20 protein-coding genes and 1 pseudogene are annotated in these 21,171 nt (G+C 62.9%); 9 read left to right on the forward strand and 12 right to left on the reverse strand.

The window, feature by feature from the left end; translation table 11 throughout:
- Window positions 1-148: 148 nt before the first annotated feature.
- The 4 genes from DXD77_RS05725 to dnaK form a co-directional block, all read right to left on the reverse strand.
- Window positions 149-565 carry a heat shock protein transcriptional repressor HspR gene (locus tag DXD77_RS05725; RefSeq protein ID WP_089573643.1) on the reverse strand — a complete coding sequence of 139 codons (417 nt, stop codon included), beginning with the start codon at window positions 563-565 and terminating at the stop codon, window positions 149-151.
- Between the two features lie 72 nt (window positions 566-637).
- A complete protein-coding gene (locus DXD77_RS05730) occupies window positions 638-1,603 on the reverse strand; it encodes a DnaJ C-terminal domain-containing protein (RefSeq protein ID WP_117564550.1) in 966 nt (321 codons plus the stop codon).
- A 107-nt stretch (window positions 1,604-1,710) separates the two neighbouring features.
- Window positions 1,711-2,553 (reverse strand): nucleotide exchange factor GrpE, encoded by an 843-nt coding sequence (locus DXD77_RS05735; protein WP_117564549.1) that lies wholly within the window; start codon window positions 2,551-2,553, stop codon window positions 1,711-1,713.
- 2 nt (window positions 2,554-2,555) lie between these two features.
- The gene (gene dnaK / locus DXD77_RS05740; RefSeq protein ID WP_117646418.1) at window positions 2,556-4,448 is read right to left on the reverse strand and encodes a molecular chaperone DnaK; all 1,893 of its coding nucleotides are present in this window, start codon (window positions 4,446-4,448) and stop codon (window positions 2,556-2,558) included.
- A 658-nt stretch (window positions 4,449-5,106) separates the two neighbouring features.
- Between dnaK and DXD77_RS05745 the strand changes: the two genes are divergently transcribed.
- Entirely contained in the window at window positions 5,107-5,292 is a 186-nt protein-coding gene (locus DXD77_RS05745) for a DUF362 domain-containing protein (protein ID WP_006235216.1), read from the forward strand.
- A gap of 204 nt (window positions 5,293-5,496) precedes the next feature.
- Here DXD77_RS05745 and DXD77_RS05750 read toward each other — a convergent pair whose 3' ends face one another.
- The 7 genes and pseudogenes from DXD77_RS05750 to DXD77_RS05775 all read right to left on the reverse strand — a co-directional run bounded on the left by DXD77_RS05750 (window position 5,497) and on the right by DXD77_RS05775 (window position 12,727).
- Window positions 5,497-6,042, reverse strand: a complete 546-nt coding sequence (locus DXD77_RS05750) for a transcription repressor NadR (RefSeq protein ID WP_117646419.1) — start codon at window positions 6,040-6,042, stop codon at window positions 5,497-5,499.
- The gene (nadC, locus tag DXD77_RS10490; protein ID WP_117839956.1) at window positions 6,042-6,902 is read right to left on the reverse strand and encodes a carboxylating nicotinate-nucleotide diphosphorylase; all 861 of its coding nucleotides are present in this window, start codon (window positions 6,900-6,902) and stop codon (window positions 6,042-6,044) included. Before nadC ends, DXD77_RS05750 begins: the two co-directional genes overlap by 1 nt.
- Before the next feature lie 3 nt (window positions 6,903-6,905).
- The gene (locus tag DXD77_RS10495) at window positions 6,906-8,309 is read right to left on the reverse strand and encodes an FAD-binding protein (protein ID WP_199407991.1); all 1,404 of its coding nucleotides are present in this window, start codon (window positions 8,307-8,309) and stop codon (window positions 6,906-6,908) included.
- A gap of 28 nt (window positions 8,310-8,337) precedes the next feature.
- Entirely contained in the window at window positions 8,338-9,363 is a 1,026-nt protein-coding gene (gene nadA / locus DXD77_RS05760; protein ID WP_117583639.1) for a quinolinate synthase NadA, read from the reverse strand.
- A gap of 994 nt (window positions 9,364-10,357) precedes the next feature.
- Complete coding sequence (locus tag DXD77_RS05770) at window positions 10,358-11,410, reverse strand: IS3 family transposase (protein WP_158549100.1); 1,053 nt, start codon at window positions 11,408-11,410, stop codon at window positions 10,358-10,360.
- Window positions 11,311-11,538 (reverse strand): annotated as a pseudogene (locus DXD77_RS10560) (transposase); the annotation flags it as partial. The pseudogene DXD77_RS10560 and the gene DXD77_RS05770, both read right to left, overlap by 100 nt.
- A gap of 82 nt (window positions 11,539-11,620) precedes the next feature.
- Window positions 11,621-12,727, reverse strand: a complete 1,107-nt coding sequence (locus DXD77_RS05775) for a hypothetical protein (RefSeq protein ID WP_233502349.1) — start codon at window positions 12,725-12,727, stop codon at window positions 11,621-11,623.
- Window positions 12,728-12,830: 103 nt separating this feature from the next.
- Here DXD77_RS05775 and DXD77_RS05780 point away from each other — a divergent pair, with 103 nt between their 5' ends.
- Complete coding sequence (locus tag DXD77_RS05780) at window positions 12,831-13,985, forward strand: sensor histidine kinase (protein ID WP_158549101.1); 1,155 nt, start codon at window positions 12,831-12,833, stop codon at window positions 13,983-13,985.
- 18 nt (window positions 13,986-14,003) lie between these two features.
- On the opposite strand, the gene DXD77_RS05785 is transcribed toward DXD77_RS05780, so the two are convergent.
- Window positions 14,004-14,579 carry a hypothetical protein gene (locus DXD77_RS05785; protein WP_117564541.1) on the reverse strand — a complete coding sequence of 192 codons (576 nt, stop codon included), beginning with the start codon at window positions 14,577-14,579 and terminating at the stop codon, window positions 14,004-14,006.
- A gap of 136 nt (window positions 14,580-14,715) precedes the next feature.
- Between DXD77_RS05785 and trxA the strand changes: the two genes are divergently transcribed.
- The 7 genes from trxA (at window position 14,716) to hypE (ending at window position 21,101) form a co-directional block, all read left to right on the forward strand.
- Window positions 14,716-15,036 carry a thioredoxin gene (gene trxA, locus DXD77_RS05790; protein ID WP_117564566.1) on the forward strand — a complete coding sequence of 107 codons (321 nt, stop codon included), beginning with the start codon at window positions 14,716-14,718 and terminating at the stop codon, window positions 15,034-15,036.
- A gap of 221 nt (window positions 15,037-15,257) precedes the next feature.
- Complete coding sequence (locus tag DXD77_RS05795) at window positions 15,258-15,506, forward strand: hypothetical protein (protein ID WP_117564540.1); 249 nt, start codon at window positions 15,258-15,260, stop codon at window positions 15,504-15,506.
- Window position 15,507: 1 nt separating this feature from the next.
- Window positions 15,508-16,002 carry a nickel-responsive transcriptional regulator NikR gene (nikR, locus tag DXD77_RS05800; protein ID WP_233502350.1) on the forward strand — a complete coding sequence of 165 codons (495 nt, stop codon included), beginning with the start codon at window positions 15,508-15,510 and terminating at the stop codon, window positions 16,000-16,002.
- A gap of 58 nt (window positions 16,003-16,060) precedes the next feature.
- Window positions 16,061-18,499 carry a carbamoyltransferase HypF gene (gene hypF, locus DXD77_RS05805; RefSeq protein ID WP_117564539.1) on the forward strand — a complete coding sequence of 813 codons (2,439 nt, stop codon included), beginning with the start codon at window positions 16,061-16,063 and terminating at the stop codon, window positions 18,497-18,499.
- Window positions 18,500-18,645: 146 nt separating this feature from the next.
- Window positions 18,646-18,906: a HypC/HybG/HupF family hydrogenase formation chaperone gene (locus tag DXD77_RS05810; RefSeq protein ID WP_117564538.1), complete on the forward strand. Its 261-nt coding sequence runs from the start codon at window positions 18,646-18,648 to the stop codon at window positions 18,904-18,906.
- Complete coding sequence (gene hypD / locus DXD77_RS05815) at window positions 18,906-20,018, forward strand: hydrogenase formation protein HypD (RefSeq protein WP_117646423.1); 1,113 nt, start codon at window positions 18,906-18,908, stop codon at window positions 20,016-20,018. The genes DXD77_RS05810 and hypD overlap by 1 nt, the downstream gene beginning before the upstream one ends.
- A 48-nt stretch (window positions 20,019-20,066) precedes the next feature.
- The gene (gene hypE / locus DXD77_RS05820) at window positions 20,067-21,101 is read left to right on the forward strand and encodes a hydrogenase expression/formation protein HypE (protein ID WP_117564536.1); all 1,035 of its coding nucleotides are present in this window, start codon (window positions 20,067-20,069) and stop codon (window positions 21,099-21,101) included.
- Window positions 21,102-21,171: the final 70 nt, after the last annotated feature.

The raw sequence follows: 21,171 nt of genomic DNA on the forward strand, positions 1-21,171 counted from the left end.
GAGGCAGACTTAGACGCTCAAATGACGAGAGTGGATAATCTCCCACTTTGAGCCTGCAAACAGGCAAAAAACGGGAGATTATCCACTCTCATTCTGCAGGTACTCATTTAAGTCTGCCCCCAATGAGTGCCCGGCAGCGTCGGCGGAGCTATAGGTCGCTACCCGTACCTAGCAGCTTGCGCATGACTTGCTCGGGGTTGACCGAGCCGTCGCGCGGGGCCAGGGCGGTGATCTTCTTCTGCATCTTGTACTCGTGCAGCTCGTCCTCGAGCTGGCGCACGCGTGCGCGGAGTTTTTCGTTCTCGCGCTCGCGCTCCTCGGCACGCTCCTTCATATCGAGGATGCGCACCACGCCGGCAAGGTTGATGCCCTCGTCAGTCAGCTGGTTGATGAGCTCCAGGCGCTCGATATCGGCACGCGAATACAGACGCGTGTTGCCGCCCGAGCGCTGGGGGTTCACCAGGCCCTTGGACTCGTAGACGCGCAGAGTCTGCGGATGCATGCCGGTCAACTCGGCCGCCACGCTGATCATGTACAGCGGTTTATTCCTATTGTCCTCGGCCATGCTACCTGACCCCTTTCCGTCTCGTTATCGTCCATCATAAGCCCGCGGGCGTGGGCGTGCGCCGCGACCGCCCTAGTACGTCGCCTTGTAACGATTGACCTTCTCGCGATAGTCGCGCGTGTCGGCCTCGCGCAGCTTGGCCATGGCATCGCGCTCGTCATCGGATAGGTTCGTGGGGACCTGCACCTTGATCTCGACGAGCAGCGCGCCCGTACGGCCACGGTGTTTAACGTCGGGCGCTCCCATCTCCTTAAAGCGGAACTTCTTGCCCGTCTGGGTGCCCGCCGGCACCTTCAGACGAACCGTCGCGCCGCCGGGTGTGGGCACATCCACCGTGCAGCCGAGCGCCGCCTCGTAAACCGAGATCGGTACCTCCATGGTCACATCGGCACCTTTACGCTTAAACAGCGGATGCTCCTCCACGTGCGTGGTCACGACCAGGTCACCGCGCTCGCCGCCGGCAACGCCATACTCGCCGCGACGCTTGTAGCGCAGCTTGCCGCCATCCACGGCGCCCGCAGGCACCGAGACCGTAATGGTCTGCTGCTCGCCCGTCGAGGGAATGCGGTAGGTGACCTTGTGCGTCACGCCGCGGAACGCGTCCTCGGCCGTCACGTCGACAGTCAGCGACAGGTCGCCGCCCTTGCGAGCACGGCTGCGGCCCGCGCCGGCACCGGCAGCACCCGCAGCCCCGGCAAAGCCCGAGCCCCAATCGCTGCCCCAGGCGCCGTTGCCGCTAAAGATGCTGTCGAAGATATCGCCCCAGCCGCTCGCACCGGCGCCGGCACCGTAGCCGCCGCCATACGCGCCGCCCGCGCCCGGCATGCCGCCGAACATGAGCATCTGGTCGTACTCTTTGCGCTTCTTCTCGTCCGAAAGCGTCTCGTAAGCCTCGCTAATCTCCTTGAACTTGGCCTCGTCGCCGCCGGCATCGGGGTGGTATTTTTGCGCGAGCTTGCGAAACGCGCTCTTGATCTCTTTGTCGGAGGCGCTCTTGGATACGCCCAGGATGTCATAGAAGGTTTTGCCTGCAGCCATCGTAGCTCCTCTCCTGTTTCATCCACCGCTCAACGGGCGGCGGCTCATACTGTCATATGGCACTAGGCCAGAAAGGGCCCCGGGTGTTGCCCCGGGGCCCTTCTCAATTACTCCTCGGTGCTCTCGGCCGTATCGGCCGTAGCATCCTCGGGCGCCGCTTCGGGCTCCGGTGCGGGGCGTTTCTCGCCACCGTAGGTCACCGTCACCATCGCGGAGCGCAGGATGCGATCCGCCATGCGGTAGCCCTTCTGGTACACGTCGTTGACGGTCTCGTCGTACTGCGATGCGTCCTCGACACGCCCCACGGCCTGGTGCTCGAGCGGATCGAACGCCTCGCCCTTGGGGTCGATGGGCTCAACGCCCTCGTGCGCAAACACATCGAGCAGCTTGGCATGCACCGCATCAACGCCATCGACGAACTGCTTAAAGTCGTCGGAAAGCTCCTGGCTACGGGCATGGTCGATTGCACGCTCGATATCGTCAACCACCGGCAACAGCGCGGTGACAAGCTTCTCGGTCGCGCGCTCGCGCTCGGCGATACGCTCGCTGGCGGTGCGGCGACGGAAGTTCTCCCAGTCGGCCTGCAGACGGGCGGTACGCTCGGTGGCGTCCTTTGCCTTGTCCTCGGCGGCCTTCTGAGCCTCTGCCGCAGCATCGAGCTCGCTGCGTACGTCGGCAAGCTCCTTTTGGGCCTGCTCGAACTTGAGCTTAAAGTCGTTGTCGGCGGCTTCCTCACCGGCGCGGATAGCGGCTTCCACCATCTCGTCCTCGGTCATCGTCGCCTCCTTGTTGGAATCCTCTACCTGGTTCTCGGCAGCCTCGGCGGCCTCGGCCTCGTTGGCCTCGGTATCGTCGACGGCCTCTACGGGAATCTTCACGTCCTTCTCCTCAGAGTCAACGGGGGCGGCGCCAGCGGCGGCCGCCTCCGTGCGAGCTTTACGGGCGGACATGATTACTTGTCCTCGTCGTCCACAACCTCGTAGTCGGCGTCGACAACGTCATCGTCGGCAGGCTGGGCACCGGCGGCGCCGTCGGTCTGCTGCTGAGCGTCGGCGTAGACAACCTGAGCCAGCTCGTAGGCTACGGACTGCAGGGATTCGCCAGCGGCCTTGATGGCCTCGACGTCAGAGCCCTCGAGCGCCTTCTTGGCGTCGGCGATAGCGGCCTCGGCCTTGGACTTCACATCGGCGGAAACCTTGTCGCCCAGCTCGTTGAGGGTCTGCTCGGTGGAGTAGCACAGGCTGTCGGTCTGGTTGCGGACCTCGACCTCTTCCTTCTGCTTCTTGTCCTCCTCGGCATGAGCCTCGGCGTCCTTGACCATGCGATCGACTTCGTCGTCGGAAAGCGCGGTGGAGCCGGAAATGGTGATCTGCTGCTCCTTGCCGGTGCCCTTGTCCTTAGCAGAGACCTTGACGATGCCGTTGGCGTCGATGTCGAAGGTGACCTCGATCTGCGGCACACCGCGGCGGGCAGCCGGGATACCGGTCAGCTGGAACTTACCGAGCGACTTGTTATCGCGGGCAAGCTCGCGCTCGCCCTGGAGCACGTTGATCTCGACGCTGGTCTGGTTGTCGGCAGCGGTGGAGTAGACCTCGGTCTTGGAGGTCGGGATCGTGGTGTTGCGGTCGATCATCTTGGTCATGATGCCGCCCATGGTCTCGACGCCCAGCGACAGCGGGGTAACGTCGAGCAGCAGGATGCCCTCGACGTCGCCGGTGAGCACGCCGCCCTGGACGGCAGCGCCGTCGGCAACGACCTCGTCGGGGTTCACGGACATGTTGGGCTGCTTGCCGGTCATGGTCTTGACCAGATCCTGGACGGCGGGCATACGGGTGGAGCCGCCGACGAGGATGACCTCGGTCAGATCGGAGAGCTTAAGCTTGGCGTCGCGCAGGGCGTTGGTGACAGGCTGCTTGCAGCGCTCGAGCAGGTCGCGGGTGATCTTCTCGAACTCGGCGCGGGTCAGCGTGTAGTTGAGGTGCAGCGGGCCAGACTGGTTCATGGTGATGAACGGCAGGTTGATGGTGGACTGCTGGGCTGCGGAGAGCTCCTTCTTGGCGTTCTCGGCGGCCTCCTTCAGACGCTGCAGGGCCATGGGGTCCTGACGCAGGTCGACACCGTTCTCCTGCTGGAACTTATCGGCCATCCAGTCGATGACGCGCTGATCCCAGTCGTCGCCGCCCAGGTGGTTGTCGCCCGAGGTGGACAGAACCTCAAACACGCCGTCAGCGAGGTCGAGGATGGAGACGTCGAAGGTGCCGCCGCCCAGGTCGAAGACCAGGATGCGCTGGTCGGAGCCCTGCTTGTCCAGGCCATAGGCCAGAGCAGCAGCGGTCGGCTCGTTGACGATACGCTTGACGTTGAGGCCGGCGATCTTACCGGCGTCCTTGGTGGCCTGACGCTGGGCGTCGTTGAAGTAGGCCGGGACGGTGATGACGGCGTCGGTGACGGTCTCGCCCAGGTACTTCTCAGCGTCGGCCTTCATCTTTGCGAGCACCATGGCGCTCACCTGCTCGGCGGTGTAATCCTTGCCCTCGATGTCGACGACGGCACGGCCGCCCTGGCCCTCCTTGACCTCATACGGCACGGTCTTGAGCTCGGAGGTGCACTCGGAGTACTTGCGGCCCATGAAGCGCTTGATGGAGAACACGGTGTTCTTGGGGTTGGTGACAGCCTGGTTCTTAGCGGCCTTACCCACGACGCGGTCGCCGTCGGCACGGAAGCCCACGACGGACGGGGTGGTGCGGTCGCCCTCGGCGTTCACGATGATGGTCGGAGAACCGCCCTCGAGGACGGCCATTGCGGAGTTAGTAGTACCAAGGTCGATACCAAGAATCTTGCCCATTAGAAATTCCCTCTCTCTTTTGCGTTCGCGCCGCCTCGACGATCTGTCGCGCGGCGCTTCGGCTTGTCTTTCAGGATGTAGTGTATCCCCTTATGGGCCGGAATATACAAAATCTAAGTCAATTCATATAAGATTTCTTATTGTTGAGAGTTTAGGTTCTTAAATGCGCAGGTAGATGCGCTGAATGAGTTCTCGGCAAATCTATTGAGATCTATGTAGAGATGGCTGAGGTTTGCGTCCGGGGGTGCCTGGGGGCCGTCTTGCGGCAAGCGCATCCCGGTTTGAGCGTGGATTCCGGGTCGCAGTTTCCGTCTGAAGGCTCAACCGGAAACCGTATCCCGTTTTGAGAGCTGATACCGGGTCGCAGTTTCCGCTAGCGGGCCCAACCGGAAACTGCGACCCGGTTTTCGGCCAAATAACGGGATGCCCTTTCCGCAGGCGCGCTCAATAGGTCAATATTACAAGTCACCTATAGCTAACATTTGCGCAGCTCAACGGCCCCACCTGCGCGTTTTTTAGTAAACCTTGGCATACTCGGCGAACGGTATGAAGATGCCGGCCAGAGGGTATTGCAAACGGTCGCTCCCGTGGTATGTTTTTGCCCGAATCAAACCGACGCGCATCGCCTGTAGCGTCGGTCAACAGAGAGGAAACTACCATGGCTCATCCCGTAATTGATGCCGACGAGTGCATCGCTTGTGGCGTTTGCGTCGACTCCTGCCCCGCTGGCGTTCTGGAGCTCCAGGACGTCGCTACCGTCGCCGACGAGGACTCCTGCGTCGCCTGTGGCGCTTGCCAGGACGCTTGCCCCGCTGGCGCGATCACCGAGATCGTCGAGGAGTAACAACTCCCCCACTTGCACACTCAAAAGTACACCGTGCACAAAAAAGGAGGCTTCCGCATCGCCGCGGAGGCCTCCTTTTGTTTGTACAGGCAGCTAATTGGGGACGGGGCTACCTTGGCAGTTGCGGTGGAATAGTTCCTGGCTCATTGCTTAGGTGCCGATTGTAGGAACTATTTCACCGCAACTTATAAAGACAGTATCGGGTTAGGACAAATCATCCTCGTAGGGCATTAAATCGGCAAGGTAGCCTTTCTCCTTGAGTATGGCCTCGATCTCGTCGAGGGTCTGCTCGTCTTCCGCCGCGATGCGATGGAAGTGGTAGCCGCTCGTCACCGTCAGCAGCGGGAAGCTCTTGCCGCTGGCGATGCCCTCTAGGTAGCGCTCGACATCGCGGCGGTTGCGGATGTCCAGGTCGGCCGTGATCTTGCCGTACACGCGGTGATTGACGATCACGTTGAGCACGGCGCCACCGGCGTCGACGATACTCGTGAGCTCATCGCCTGCCTGCTCCACGCTGTGGCGAACCTTGACCAAGCGCGTGGGCACGGCGGGGCTGCTGGGGGCCTCCTGCAGCACGTAGCCGCGGTTGGTCGCCACGATATCGTGCCCATCGGCACGCAACAGGGCAATATCCTGAACCACGACCTGACGGCTCACGCCAACCTCGCGGGCAAGTGCGCTGCCCGAAACGGGCTCCTTGGCTCCTTCGAGCACGCCCATGATGGCACGGCGACGCTCGCGGGCGTTCATTATTTACCGTCCAGCAGACGCAGGTGCTTAAGCGAGAGGTCGAGGATCGGCGCAGAGTGCGTCAGGGCGCCCGAGCTAATATAGTCGACACCCAGATCGGCCAGGGCGCGAATGTTGCTGGCGTCCACGTTGCCCGAGCACTCGGTCTTGGCGCGACCGGCGATAAGCTCGATGGCGGCGGCCATGTCGTCATGGGTCATGTTGTCGAGCATGATAATGTCGGCACCGGCCTCCACGGCTTCGCGCACCATGTCCAGGTTCTCGCACTCAATCTCAACTGTCGTGGTAAACGACGCATGGGCGCGCGCCATCTCGATCGCGCGCGTCACGCCACCGGCGGCATCGATATGGTTGTCCTTGAGCATGACGGCCGTCGACAGGTTGTAGCGGTGGTTGCTGCCGCCGCCAATCTCAACCGCCGCCTTCTCAAACACGCGCATGCCCGGCGTGGTCTTGCGCGTGTCGACGAGCACGGTCTTGGTTCCCTCGAGCGCCGCGGCCATGCTGTGCGTGTAGGTAGCGATGCCGCTCATGCGCTGCAGGTAGTTGAGCGCCACGCGCTCACCCGAAAGCAGCACGCGCGCATCGCCGCGCACCTGACCCACATGGTCGCCGGCGTGCACCTCGTCGCCATCGGCAACGTCGAGCAGCACCGAGCTCTGCGAATCCAGCAGCTCAAAGGTACGGGCAAACACATCCAAGCCGGCGATGATGCCGTCGGCCTTGGCGATAAGCTCCACCGTGGCGGGACGCGCCGTGGGGCACACGCTCGCCGTGCTCACGTCCTCAAACGTAATGTCCTCGCGCAGAGCCTGCAAAATCAGATCATCGACGACGAGCTTCATGGTAATGGGATTCATGGTCTACTCCTCTGCGGCCTGCGTGCCGGCGGCACGGGCCAAATCATCGATTGCAAGGGTATCGGAACTCAGGGCGCGATGGCGTCCATCGAGCGCGGGCTCGCCCGCCTGCTCCACGGCCAGCGACTCGCCGGTGCGCATGTACCACGCGGCGCGACGACCCCAGACCAGCGCCTCGAGCAGACTATTTGATGCAAGGCGATTCTTGCCGTGAACGCCGTTGCAAGCCGTCTCGCCCGCGGCGTAGAGCTCGGGCATCGAAGTGCGGCCGTCCTTATCGACCCATACGCCGCCCATAAAGTAGTGCTGCGTGGGCGTAACGGGGATGGGCTCGTCCAAGATGTCGCGGCCGTCCTCAAGGCAGCGCGCGCGAATGTTGGCAAAGTGCCCAGTCACCACGTCGCGCTCGACGGGGGCAAAGCTCAGCCACTCGTGCTCGGTGCCGTCCTGCTTCATCTGCTCGCGGATGGCGGCAGCGACAACGTCGCGCGGCTGCAACTCGTCGGTAAAACGCTCGCCGGCGGCATTGAGCAGAATCGCGCCCTCACCGCGGCAGCTCTCGCTGATCAGGAACGTACGGCCTGGCTGCGGCGAGAACAGGCCCGTGGGATGGATCTGCACGTAGTCCAGGTGCTCCATCTTAATGCCGTGCTCCTGCGCGATGTAGCAGGCGTCGCCCGTGAGCTGCGGGTAGTTGGTCGAATGGTCGTATACGCCACCGATGCCGCCCGTCGCCCACAGCGTATGGCGGGCATGGATCTTAAACGGCTTACCGACATGCACGCCCTCAGCGGCATTTGCCAGCTCGTCGGCGGGGCGAGCTGAATCGTCCTCGTCCACGGCAACAGCGACGACACCAGTGCACACCGTGGCCCCATCGCGCTCGGCCGTCAGGATGTCGGTCATGGCAACGTGTTCGAGAATCTGCACGTTGTCCAGCTTGCGGACGGCCTGAAGCAGCTTGGTCGTAATCTCCTTGCCCGTAATGTCGGCATGGAAGGCAATGCGCGGACGGCTGTGCGCGCCCTCGCGGGTAAAGTCGAGGCCGCCATCGGCCTTGCGCTCAAAATCCACGCCCATCGCTAGCAGGTCGTTGATGACCGAGCGGCTCGAGCGGATCATGATGTCGACGCTCTCGCGGCGGTTCTCGTAATGGCCGGCGTGCATGGTGTCCTCAAAGAAGGCATCGTAGTCCGAGCCCTCGGGCAGCACGCAGATGCCGCCCTGCGCGAGCATCGAATCGCACTCGTCGACCGCGCCCTTGGAGAGCATGATCACGCGCGTACTCGTCGGCAGGTTGAGCGCCGCGTACAGGCCCGCCACGCCGCAGCCGGCAATGACGACGTCGCACTCCATATCGGGGTATTGCTTGGTTTCCACAGGAATCCTCTCCCTTGAATGTGACATAAGGAACCGTCCCTCATGCCACATTGTTCTAGCGTGCTGCGTACTCGAGCATGCGGTCGAGCGTGAGCTTGGCCTGGTCTGCCGCCTCGTCCGAGACGCCGATCTGCACCTCGCCCTCGCCCGTCTCCAGGCAGCGCACGAGCTTTTCGAGCGTGATGAGGTCCATGTTGACGCAGGTGGGCTGCACCGCGGGGAAGTAGAACTTCTTGCCGGTGCCCTGGCAGCGGCGCTCGAGCTCGTAGAGCACGCCGCGAACCGTCACGATAATGAACTCGCTCGCGTCGGACTCCTCGGCATACTTGATGATGCCGGCGGTGGAGCCGATGTAGTCGGCCTCGGCCAGGACGTCGGCCTTGCACTCGGGGTGCGCCAGCACGAGCGCGTCGGGGTGGGCCTCCGTCGCGTCGACGATCTGCTCGACGGTGATGATGTGATGGCGCGGGCAGTAGCCGTTGTTGAGAATGACGTGCTTTTGCGGCACCTGCTCGGCTACGAAGCGGCCGAGGTTTTGGTCGGGAATGAACAGGATATGCTGCTGCGGCAGCTCGGACACGATCTTGACGGCGTTGGAGCTGGTGACGCACACGTCGCTCCAGCTCTTGATCTCGACCGTGGAGTTGACGTAGCAGACCACGGCCAGGTCGTCGCCGTACTCGGCGCGCGCCGCGTCGACCGTCTCGCGCTTGACCATATGAGCCATGGGGCAGTCCGCGCCCGGCTCGGGCAGCAGCACGGTCTTGGTGGGGTTGAGCAGCTTGGCGCTCTCGCCCATAAACTCCACGCCGCACAGCACGATGGTCTGCTGCGGCAGGCTCTTGGCGAGCTTAGCCAGGTAGAAGCTGTCGCCGACGTAATCGGCCACAGCCTGGACCTCGGGCGCCACGTAATAGTGCGCCAGGATCACCGCGTCGCGCTGGGTTTTAAGTTGCTGAATGGCCTCGACGAGCTCTGCGGGCACCAATGCCGCGCGCTCCGTTGCCGTCGTTGCCGATGCCAGGCCGGCCGCAATGTCGCGTGCAAGCTCCGACGCATCCATGTTCGCGCTCTGTGCCATCAAGGCCCCTCTCTTTTGGCGAATCTTGGGGCTTTAGTATGACACCTAGGTTTACAGCTGACAAGACAGCTGTAAACCTAGGTGTAAAGTTGGAATAAAGATTCAATCTTGGAGCGGGTCCGTTTTCGAACTAGCAAGCTGAGGATAGTCGAAAATGGATCCGCCCCAAGATTCGAGCAGCCCGTTTTGTCCTGGACCAAGGGGCAGTGGTCAAAAAAGGCCAAATATGAGTACTGTCACCAAATTAGTAGCAGCGATTTTCCGGTCCAGATCAGCAAAATCGCCTTGTTTGGAGCCCGATCGTGACTCTGACGGACGAAAATCGATGCGCTTTTGGCCGCTGGCACCGATTTTGGAGGCCATTTGGCTGCCACTAAACTGGTAACAGTACTCATATTTGGCCTTTTTTGACCACCGGGCTTCCGACAGACCCCAAAAGCGGGCCCGAATCGCTCGATTCGGACCCGCTGGGGGTAGCGAGCACAATCGAGGTGTAAGAAGCAAGAGAGGGCCATCGCCTAGAATCGTCAGCGCCTAGATATTCAACGAGAGGAAAGACAATGGTCCGCAGCGACATGCTACCCCAGCCGGACCGGGGGCTCGGCCTCGACCGGCCCCAGACCGAGGCATTTCACCGACGAGTTCAAGAGGAAGATAGTCGATCTCCACAACGCCGGAAAGCCCAGGCGCGAGGCCATGGACGAGTGCGACCTCGACAAGAGCACCGTGGAGAGGCGGGTCAAGTCGATAAACGAGACCGGCTCGCCGCGCGCCGCGGACAACCGCACGCCCGAGCAGAACCGGATCCTGGAGCTCGAGCGCGAGAACCGCAGGCTCCGGATGGAGGTCGATGTCTTAAGACGAGCGGCGCCAGCATACGCTCGGAAGTCAGGGCCATGGCGGCCAACGGGGGGCCGCTGCCCCATATCGGCGCAGCGCTGGCATCGAGGCCTTCTGACCTGTGTCAAGATTTCGGACACGCAAGCTCGAGGAATCAAGCGGCCATAGGCATGGCCTCGGGCTTGGGCTCGGTTCTCTCGAAGAAGGCCGCCATGGCCTCGGCCGGCACCTTGTAGCCGATCGTCGAGCGGGGCCTTCGGCGGTTGTAGTACGCCTCGATGAACTCGACCACCGCGTGCTTGGCGGAATCCCTGGTCGGGAAGCTGCGCCTGTAGCACATCTCGTTCTTCAGCGTGGCGAGGAACGACTCGGCCACCGCGTTGTCGTGGCAGTTGCCGGTGCGGCTGCAGGACAGCCGCACGTCGTTGTCGCGCGCCCATTCGGCCAGAAGCCTGCTGGTGTACTGGGCGCCGCGGTCGGCGTGGAATATCGCGTTGCCGGCCACGTAGCCGCGCGATTTGGCCGACGCCAGCGCCGAAACCACGATGTCGGCGGTCATGCGCTCGGAGAGCGACCAGCCCACCACCATGCGGGTGTTGAGGTCGATGACCGTCGACAGGTACAGCCATCCCTCGCCGGTGCGCAGGTAGGTGATGTCGCCCACGAGCTTGTAGGTTGGAACGGGACTGGTGAAGTCGCGGCGCACCAGGTCGGGCCGGGGCCTGGCCTTCGGGTCGGGGATGGTGGTGCGCTTCCTGGCGTTGGGCGTGCAGCCGCGTATTCCCAGCTCGCGCATCAGCTTGCGCACCCTGTACAGGGTCAATCCGGAGAACTCGCCGGGCAGGAAGCATTTCACGAACCGGAAGCCGAACCTGCGGTCCGACTCCAGCCACACGCGCCGGACCGCCTCGCGCTCGGCCGACCAGTCTTCTCGCGGGCAGCCGTTGGAGAGCCACGAGTAGAAGCCCGATCGGCTCACGCCGAGCACGCGGGCCATCATTTTCACCGGGAATTCGGCCTTCTCCGCCAACATCATCCGGTAGCATGCGGCTACGCCTGGCTTTTGGCGAAGAAGGCCGCGGCTTTTTTCAAGAAGGCGTTCTCCATCTCGAGCTCGCGTATGCGCCTTTTCGCCTCGCGAAGCTCGCGGTCCTCGGCCTTGGGGTCGGGCCCGCCGGCAAGCTCGCGCCGGCGGCTCTGCACCCACTTGTTCACGGTCTTGGAATTCAGGCCCAGTTCTGCGCAGCATTCCGTTATCGGCCTGCCCGTCGAGATGATGTAGTCGGCGGTCTCGCGCCTGAACTCGTCGGTGTACTTGGCGGCTGGGTTGGACATAGCATACCGTCCTCTCGGTCGTCGATGAATGCATTCTAAAGGATTGGGCCTCTAGCATGCGTGTCCGAAAAGACGATACAGGTCAGACAACCCAATCAGACGTCGTCTCGAGCACGTCCTCTGCACGGTCGAGCGTGCTTCTGGCCTTGGCACCCTGTTTGAACCACGAGCGCAGGTCCTCGAGCGTGCTGCCCGCTGCGTACACCTTGATTTTGCGACCGCCTTTCGTGGTCACCGTGCAACGGTCGCCGCTCTCGCTATCCTCGTGCGCCGTGACCTTCTTGAGATAATCGCGGCGGAACGCCACGACGCGGGCGTTGCTGATCTCGATGAACCAATCGTCGTCGACAAGCGAGGTGCCCGTGGCACCTCGGCTCGCCATCTCCTCGGCGAAGGAGAAACCGAGTTCGCGCTCCTGTCTGCCGATCTCGTAGATACCACGGGCGGGCATGCTGAGCATGAGCAGAGGCAGGAGTCCCCCTATGAACAGGAAGAGGCATGGGACGAGCAGGAGCAGACGAGCACCGGCGTCGGTGAAAACAGCCATGAAGGCGATCACGAGCGAGAAGACGAGCGCCATACCGTTGAAAACAACCGTCAACGGCTTGATGGCAGACCAACACAGACCCGCCTTGGTCATCGGGCCGTCAACAGCGTCCGAGACCTCGATGCCCTCTTCCTCCAGACGGGCGAGGAGGTTGAGCGAGCACACCCCCTCGAGGCTTATCGAGCAGAACTTCCGGTCGCCCTCGAACAGGTCGATCCTCATCATCTGCGTGTGAAGCGTTGCACGGGTGATGTTGCCAAACGTCGTCTCCTTGCGGATGCCGAAGGCGTTACGCGAGAGAATTCGCTCACCGTCCACGTCGATGCGCGGGATGCTCAGCAGGGCCCAGATGGCCATGCCCGCGAGCGCCATGGCGTGACCGAACCACACAAGTTCGTGGTCCCACTCGCCCAACGAGACGCCCTGCCAGACGTAGACACCCAGCATGAGCAGTTCGAACGCGACGGCGCAGCAGGCGATGATCGTGCGAATGGCAGCGGGCATGCGCACCGTGAAGCGATCGAGGCTGTCCGTCGCCTCACTGCGCTCGCGCGCGCCGCGACGGGCGACCCATGCAGTGAGCGGACCGACGATGAACACCACCATCGCCACGCGCAGGAACGATTCGAGTATGTCGCCCATATTAACCACCATCCCAATAGAAAACGTGAATTTGGGAGACTATAGCAGAGCGAAGCGATCTGCACGGCATCGTCCGGGTGTTTTCGGCATACGGTGGAAGCTGGTGGGGGTCGGCGCCGTAACCGGATGCGCATTCGGCCTCGCCAATGCCGTCGGCGGCGAGCTTTTCGCCCGACAGGCCTATCCACTCGTCGTGTATCTGCCGCTTGTCGTCTACCTGTGCGTACGCTATCGCCTGAGTCCGCTGCTCGCCATCCTGGGCGTTACCAGTGCCTACCTGAGCTGCCAGTTTAGCAACTGGATGGGCATCGCCGCATTCGCTGCCACCGATTCGCAAATCGCATATTACGCGGCGCGCATCATCACGACGCTCGGCGTCTTTGCGATCTTGCTGCATTGGGCCAGAGACATCGGTCCGCGCCTGGCGGCCAAAAGCCCCACCGAGTTGGAGATTCTGCTCATCCTGCCGCTCGTCTACTACATCTTCGACTACGCCACCAACGTCTATACCACGCTCTTCCACTCGGGCTCGGTAGTAACCGTTGAGTTTTTGGCGTTCGCCCTCTGCGCGTTCTACCTTATGTTTCTTGCCGTCTACCTTCGCGAATACGAGGCAAAGGAAATCGCCGAGCGCGAGCGCTGGATGCTCGCGACCCGCGACAGCGCGGCCATCAAAGAGCTCGAAGCCTGGCGCCAGTCCGGACGCGAGCTCTCGGTTCTCCGTCACGACATGCGCCACTACCTGCGCGGTCTAGCGGCCCTGATCGAAGAGGGTCACACCGATGAGGCACTCGAGCGCATCGACGCGCTCTGCGAGACCAACGACCGCACCGCCGTGCGCCGCTACTGCGCCAACGAAACGGTCAACATTGCGCTCTCGTCGCTTTCCGCGGACATCAACGCGCACGGCATCACCGCCGACCTGCACGCCGCCGTGCCCGAAACCGTCCACGTGGGCGATGTCGATCTATTCAGTGTGGTATCGAACGCCCTGGACAATGCCATCGCCGCGGCGAGCGCCGCCCCCGAAGGCAAGCGGTTTGTCGACCTGGACCTTCGCTACGAAGACGGTCAGCTTCTATTGCTGATTTCCAACACGTTTGGCCGTGCGCCGCACATGGTCGACGGCATGCCCGTGGCTCAGCACACTGGGCACGGCTTTGGCACCAAGAGCATTATGCTTGCCGTCGAGCGCATGAACGGCAACTGCCAGTTCCGCATTAACGGCGACCGGTTTGAGCTGCGCGCCGTGATGTAGGGGCTGCCGCCAACCTCGCTACAGCGGTGCAGCCGCCGGGGTCAGCTGCTTAATGTAGGCCCACATGCGCTGCTTGGCGGCCTTGTCGGTGAGCGCCGCCTCAAAACCGTCGAGCGCCAGCACGCGGCGCCCCTGCACATGGGCAACCAGGCCGGGCTTGAGCATGGCGGTGTCAAAGTCATCAATTGCCACAAGCATATCGGCATAGGTCTCGCGCATGACATCGGCCGCACTGTTGTCCAGCAGCAGCACCGCCTCGGGGTCCAAGGTCTCCAGCGCCTCGCGGAACAGGTCGCACGTCAGGGCCTCGCCCGCCGCGACCGCTCCGTCGCCCGCGCCGGCGACGCTTGCCAGCACACAAAAATCCTCGGGGGCATATCCGATGGCACCGAGCGCCTTGCGCAACGCGGCGCCATCCGCGCCGGCGGCCAGCTCGCCGCCCGAGCACTCGGCTTCATCCAAATCGCCTTTGACCAGCACAATCGGCGAGCACGCGTTGCCCGCGATACGCACACCGCGATCTGCAAGCGACGCGAGCTCCTGCTCGGTCGCCTGAGCGATGGCTTCTTTTTTCTGGCTTTGTGACGTGGGCATGCGCTCTCCAATCGTTTGCGTGCCCACCATTATATAAAAGAGCCGCCCGCGAGTGGTTGCTTTGCGGGCCGCTGGGTATAAGCACGGTCGTACTGAGTTTTACGCGGCCGAGCCGCGTCGTATTATGGAGGTCACCATGGCTGACATTAAGCAGATTACCCCCGAGAACTTCGGCGCTGTCGTCAACGATAGCCTGCCCGTACTGGTTGATTTTTGGGCCCCGTGGTGCGGCCCCTGCCGCTCGCTCTCGCCCATCGTAGACGAGGTTGCCGACGAGCTGGCCGGCAAGTTGGCTGTGGCCAAGTGCAACGTCGACGACAACCAGGACCTGGCCATGAAGTATGGCGTCATGAGCATCCCCACGCTGATTGTGTTTAAGAACGGCGAGGAGATCGACCGCTCGGTCGGCGCTCTGCCCAAGGCGAGGCTGCAGGCGCTGCTGGAGAAGCATCTGTAATACGCTTGTTACTTACCCGCCGTCCATGAGCGGTTTTGTACCGCTCGCCGGACTGCCGGGTGCGGCGCGTGCGACCACGGATAGTATGGTAGTCACAAACAGCCCCCAGTGAACGGGTGCGAGTCGCACAGACTCGCACCCGTTTTCTTATGCAGTGGCGCGCAGAGCGGGCGTAGTAAAATCTGAACCGCCGGATTACCGCCTACACAAGGAGATTTCCCATGCATGATGTTGGAATGAACATGAGCCAGCTTGCCATGAGCGTCAAGCAGGTCGACGACACCATTGAGCTCGCTCACGAGTGGAGCCATCAGCTGCTGCACGCGACCGAGAACTTTGACATGGAGCGCATTGGCGCCAAGCTCGAGGCCGCCATGTCTGCGCTGCACGAGGCGCACGATGCGCTCGAGGGCTACGAGGAGGCCATCGAGGCAGATCACAACTCCGTCGGCTCTGTGAAACTGGTGTAACGTGGCCGAGCACGAGCACACGCACGATCACGGTGTGGACGACGATGCGAGCTGCCGCTGCAGCGGCTCCAGCTCCGAGCTGGTCCGCTTTTCGGTCACCGCGCCCGACGACCTGCTGCGCCGCTTTGACGAGCAGATCGCGCGCCGCGGTGACGTGGCCAACCGATCCGAGGCCGTACGCGATCTGATTCGCGCCTCGATCGCTAAGCAGCAGATGCGCACGCCCGACGAGCAGGTCATCGGTTCGCTCACCATGATCTATGACCACCATACCGGCGATCTGACGCGCCGTCTGGACGAGGTGCAGCACGACTACACCGACGAGATCGTCTCGACCATGCACGTGCATCTGGACCACCACAACTGCCTGGAGATTCTGGCGCTCAAGGGTCGCGGCGAGCGTGTCTACGAGCTGGCCGACCGGTTGCTGGGGCTGCGCGGCGTTAAGCACGGCGAGCTCACGTGCGCCGCCACCAAGCAGAGCCTGGGGCTGTAGCGGGATTTCCCACAGCGCACCTGCCATAAAGGGACAGGTTTCAACGAAGGAAGGTCGCATGCGGCATGTGCATATTCATGTAACGGGCATTGTGCAGGGCGTTGGCATGCGGCCATTTGTGTATCGCGAGGCTATGGCGCATGGCATTTGCGGCTGGGTGCTCAACGCGGGCGATGGCGTGCACATCGAGGCGCATGCTTCAGTCGAGGCACTCGACGGCTTTGTCGCCGCGCTGTCGGAGCACGCGCCTGCCGCGGCCCGCGTTGAGCATGTCGCTGTTGCAGACCTGGAGCCCGACGCTTGGGATGCCGACGATGAGCAGGTCTTTCGTATTGTAGCGTCGCAGGATCAGACCGTGCACACGACGCTCATCTCTCCCGATATCGCCACCTGTGACGACTGCCTGCACGAACTGTTCGACCCCACCGACCGACGCTATCACTACCCCTTTATCAACTGCACCAACTGTGGGCCGCGCTTTACCATCATCCGATCGCTGCCTTATGACCGAGCGGCCACGTCGATGGATTGCTTTCCTATGTGCCCCGAGTGCGCCGCAGAGTATGGCGACCCGCTTGACCGGCGCTTTCATGCGCAGCCCGATGCCTGCTATGACTGCGGGCCACATATTACCTGGCGCGAGGCGGCGGGCGACATGGGGCTCGAGGGCTCGGGGGCGATGCCGGCCGTCGGCAGCACGCGCGAAACCAGCGATGCCATTATTGACCGCTGTGTCGAGCTGCTGGCCAGCGGCGGTATTGTCGCCATCAAGGGGCTGGGCGGATTCCATATGGCCTGCAACGCCGCCAATGAGCAGGCGGTGGTCGAGCTGCGCCGTCGCAAGCGCCGCAGCAACAAGCCGCTTGCCGTTATGGTGCGCAGCCTTGCCGATACTGAACGCCTGTGCCATGTCGATGATGCCGAGCGCGACTTACTGGCCGGCAGCATCCGCCCCATTGTGCTGCTGCGCCGCCGTGTTGTTGGCGAGGGAGATTCCCCCGACGGCCTTACACTCGCGCCATCCGTCGCGCACGATCTACCCGAGCTCGGCGTCATGCTCCCCTATACACCGCTTCAGCATCTGCTGCTTGCAGCTGCCTCGTCGCATGGCATGCACGCGCTGGTCATGACCAGCGGAAACCTGAGCGAGGAACCTATCGAGACCGACGATGCCCTTGCATGGGAACATCTTGTTGCCGCCGGCATCGCCGACGCGCTACTTGGCAACGACCGTGCGATTCTCTCACGCTACGACGACTCCGTGGTACGTGTGGTCGACGGCACCGTCATGCCTGTGCGTCGCGCACGCGGATATGCGCCGCAACCGTTGTCGCTGCCGGCGCTCGACGGCACTGCACCCTGCGTGCTCGCCTGCGGGCCGCAGCAAAAAGCCACGATCGCGCTCACGCGCGAGGACGCCGACGGCCATGTGGCCTGTTTTGTGTCGCAGCATATCGGCGATGTCGAAAACGGCGCGACCTTCGATGCCTGGAGCGCCGCCCGCGCACGTCTAGAAAACCTCTTTGACCTGACGCCTGCCGCCCTGGCATGCGACATGCATCCCAGCTATCTGTCGAGCCAGTGGGCGCGTGAGCGGGCACGGGAGCACAGTCTGCCGCTAATCGAAATCCAACATCATCATGCGCACATCGCGAGCGTAATGGCAGAGGCGATTGTCGCTGGCCGGCTTGCGCCCGATGCGCGCGTCCTCGGTATTGCCTTCGATGGTACGGGTGCCGGCACCGACGGCACCATATGGGGCGGTGAGTTTCTTATCGCCGGCCTTGCCGATTTTGAACGCGCCGCGCACCTGCGCACCTGGGCGCTGCCAGGCGGAGCCACATCCGTGCGCGATGCCCGGCGCAATGCCTTTGCCCTGCTGAGCGAGCTCGGCCTGCTCGAGCATCCGGGTGCCGCGGGGCTATTGGGCACCCTCGACGAGCAAACACGCAGCGTGACAGCCACCATGATCGAGCGCGGCATCAACAGCCCGCGTACCAGCAGCATGGGGCGTCTCTTTGATGCCGCGGCAGCGATTCTGGGCATCTGCGGCAAGGCAACCTACGAGGGCGAACCCGCCATAGAACTCGAAGCCGCCGCCTGGCGCGCGCTCGGCGGTAAGACCGTTCGTCTCGACGACAATCACACAGGCGTATTCACGTCTGCCGACGACTCCCCCATCTTGGACCCCCAACCGCTCATCGAAGCTCTTCTGAATGGAATCGAGGCAGGCGCGCCGGCCGACAGGCTCGCCCTCGGGTTTCACATCGCCATTACGCACGCTACGACCCACATCGCACGCGAAATCTGCGCGCGCGAAGGCATCGATACCGTCGCGCTCTCGGGCGGTGTGTTCATGAACCGGCTTTTGCTTCAGCTCCTTACCCACGAACTCAAAGACGCCGGTCTTGCCGTCTTGGTCCCCCACGCTGTACCCGCCAACGACGGCTGCATCGCCTACGGTCAGGCCGCCATCGCTCGCGCTCGCCTCGCGTAGACGGCGTTGCGATAGGCTGTTTTGCCAGCCTGCGCGCCGCCGTCTCACAGGTGTAACGCGTTTGCTCGTGACTCCCGCGAGCGCTACCATCAACTGATGGGTAATTAGGCGCCTGTCCAGCGCAAAACGTATAAAAGGGGAACATTATGTGCCTTGCCGTTCCCGGTAAAGTGGTCAAACGCGACGACGACCTTAAGGCGACCGTCGACATGATGGGCATCGAGCGCCCCATTTCGCTGCGCCTCGTGCCGACGGCACAGGTAGGCGACTATATTCTCGTGCACGCCGGCTTTGGCATTCAGATTGTCGACGAGCAGGAAGCCCAAGAGACACTCGAGCTCGTCAATACCATGACCGAGCTGGCCGAAGAGGACCAACTCGCCACCAACCCGGCCGAGGCATACTAGTGGCGGCGGCGCAGCCGGTTCGCTCCGGTATCGACTTTTCGGCATTTCGCGACCCCAAGCTGGCCCGCGAGCTCATCGATCGTATTCATGAGCTTGTCGGCAACCGCAGCATCAACCTTATGGAAGTCTGCGGTACGCATACCGTGAGCATTGGCCGCTATGGCTTTCATTCCATTATGCCGACGGGGCTCAAACTGCTAAGCGGCCCGGGGTGCCCCGTTTGCGTCACCGCCAACCGCGACATCGATCACGCAATCGCGCTTTCCAACATGGACGGCGCCATCATCACCACCTTTGGCGACATGATGCGCGTGCCCGGATCGTCCACCTCGCTTGCCGCGCAAAAGGCGGCGGGGCGCGACATCCGCATCGTCTATTCTCCGCTCGACGCACTCGACATTGCCGAGCAAAATCCCGAACGCCCGGTCATCTTTATGGGCGTCGGCTTTGAGACCACAACGCCCACCATTGCCGCCGCCATCCTAGAGGCCGACGCGCGCGAGCTCCAGAACTTCTCGGTCTACTGTGCTCACAAGACCACGCCGCCGGCTCTGCGTGCGATCTCCAACGACCCCGAAACGACCATCGACGGCTTTATCCTGCCTGGTCACGTCGCTACCATCACGGGCCTGGCACCCTTTAGGTTTTTGGTCGATGAGTTCGAGACCCCCGGCGTAGTCACCGGGTTTGAGCCGGTCGATATCTTGCAGGGCATCTGCATGCTGGTCCAGATGGTTGTCGAGCACAGGCCCGCAATCGACAACGCCTACCGCCGTGGCGTCAATGCAGACGGCAATCCCGTAGCGCGCCAGCTGGTCGAGCAGGTGTTTGAGCCGTGCGACACCACGTGGCGCGGACTGGGACCGATTGCGGCTTCGGGTCTTTCCATCCGACCCGAATTCGCGCGCTTTGATGCCGGCGCCCGCTTTGATGTGCCCGTTGAGGCGACGGTCGAGCCACGCGGGTGCCGCTGCGGCGACGTGCTGCGCGGAGCCATCACGCCGAGCGACTGCCCGCTGTTCGGCCACGCATGTACGCCCGAACACCCCGTCGGCCCCTGCATGGTGAGCTCCGAAGGCAGCTGCGCGGCGTACTTTAGATACCGCGACTAGCCCGGACGCCCCCACGTACCGGCACCACCCACGATTGGAGTTTTCGATATGTCCCGTAATGCCACCGATAGCACTGTCCTGCTGGGCCACGGCTCCGGCGGCCAGATGATGAAGCGCATTATCGATGAGGTCTTTCTGGATGCCTTTGGGTCGCCCGAGCTGCTCGCGGGCAACGATGCCGGCGTCGCTGCGCTGCCCGCAAGCGGGCGAATCGCCATGTCGACCGACAGCTTTGTGGTAACGCCGCAGTTCTTCCCCGGCGGCAATATCGGCCGCCTCGCCGTATGTGGAACCGTCAACGACGTCGCGACCTCGGGCGCCAACGTGCGCTACCTCTCATGCGGCTTTATCCTCGAAGAGGGCTATCCCATGGACAAGCTCCGCCAGATCGTTCAGACCATGGCCGAAACGGCACATGAGGCAGGCGTGAAGATTATCACCGGCGACACCAAGGTGGTCGAGCGTGGAGGTGCCGACGGCGTCTACATCAATACCGCCGGCGTGGGCGAAGTGCCCGCGGGCGTAGCGCTCAGCGGTGCAAACTGTCGGCCCGGCGATGTCATCCTGGTGTCGGGTACGCTAGGCGACCACGGCATCGCCATCATGAGCCAGCGCGAGGGCTTGGCGTTTTCGAGCAACATCGAAAGCGACGCCGCACCGCTCAATCATCTGATTGCCGACGTGCTCGCCGCCGCCCCCGACACCCGCTGCTTCCGCGACCCCACGCGCGGCGGCCTGGCATCCACGCTCAACGAGTTTGCCCAGGCCAGCGGCGTTGCCATGGAGATCGACGAGGATGCCGTGCCCGTGCGCCCCGACGTGCAGGCCGCCTGCGAGATGCTCGGTTACGATGTGCTGCAGGTGGCAAACGAGGGCAAGATGGTTGCCGTGGTGCCGGCCGAGCAGGCCGATGCCGCACTGACGGCCATGCGCGCCGCGCGCTACGGCGAAAACGCCGCGATTATCGGTCGCGCGCTGCCGCTTGCCGAGGGCGCCCGTCCCGCCGTGCGCGTACGCACCGGCTGGGGATCGACCCGCATCCTCGACATGCTCGTAGGAGAACAGCTGCCGAGAATTTGCTAGCGGCTGCTCTGCAAGCTGCTCAGCATCCGGCCACAATCGGCCCGCCCATTTTCACTGGGACGTTGGCCCA

Origin of the sequence: Collinsella sp. TM09-10AT, assembly GCF_003436275.1 — a bacterium.
Lineage (GTDB): Bacteria > Actinomycetota > Coriobacteriia > Coriobacteriales > Coriobacteriaceae > Collinsella.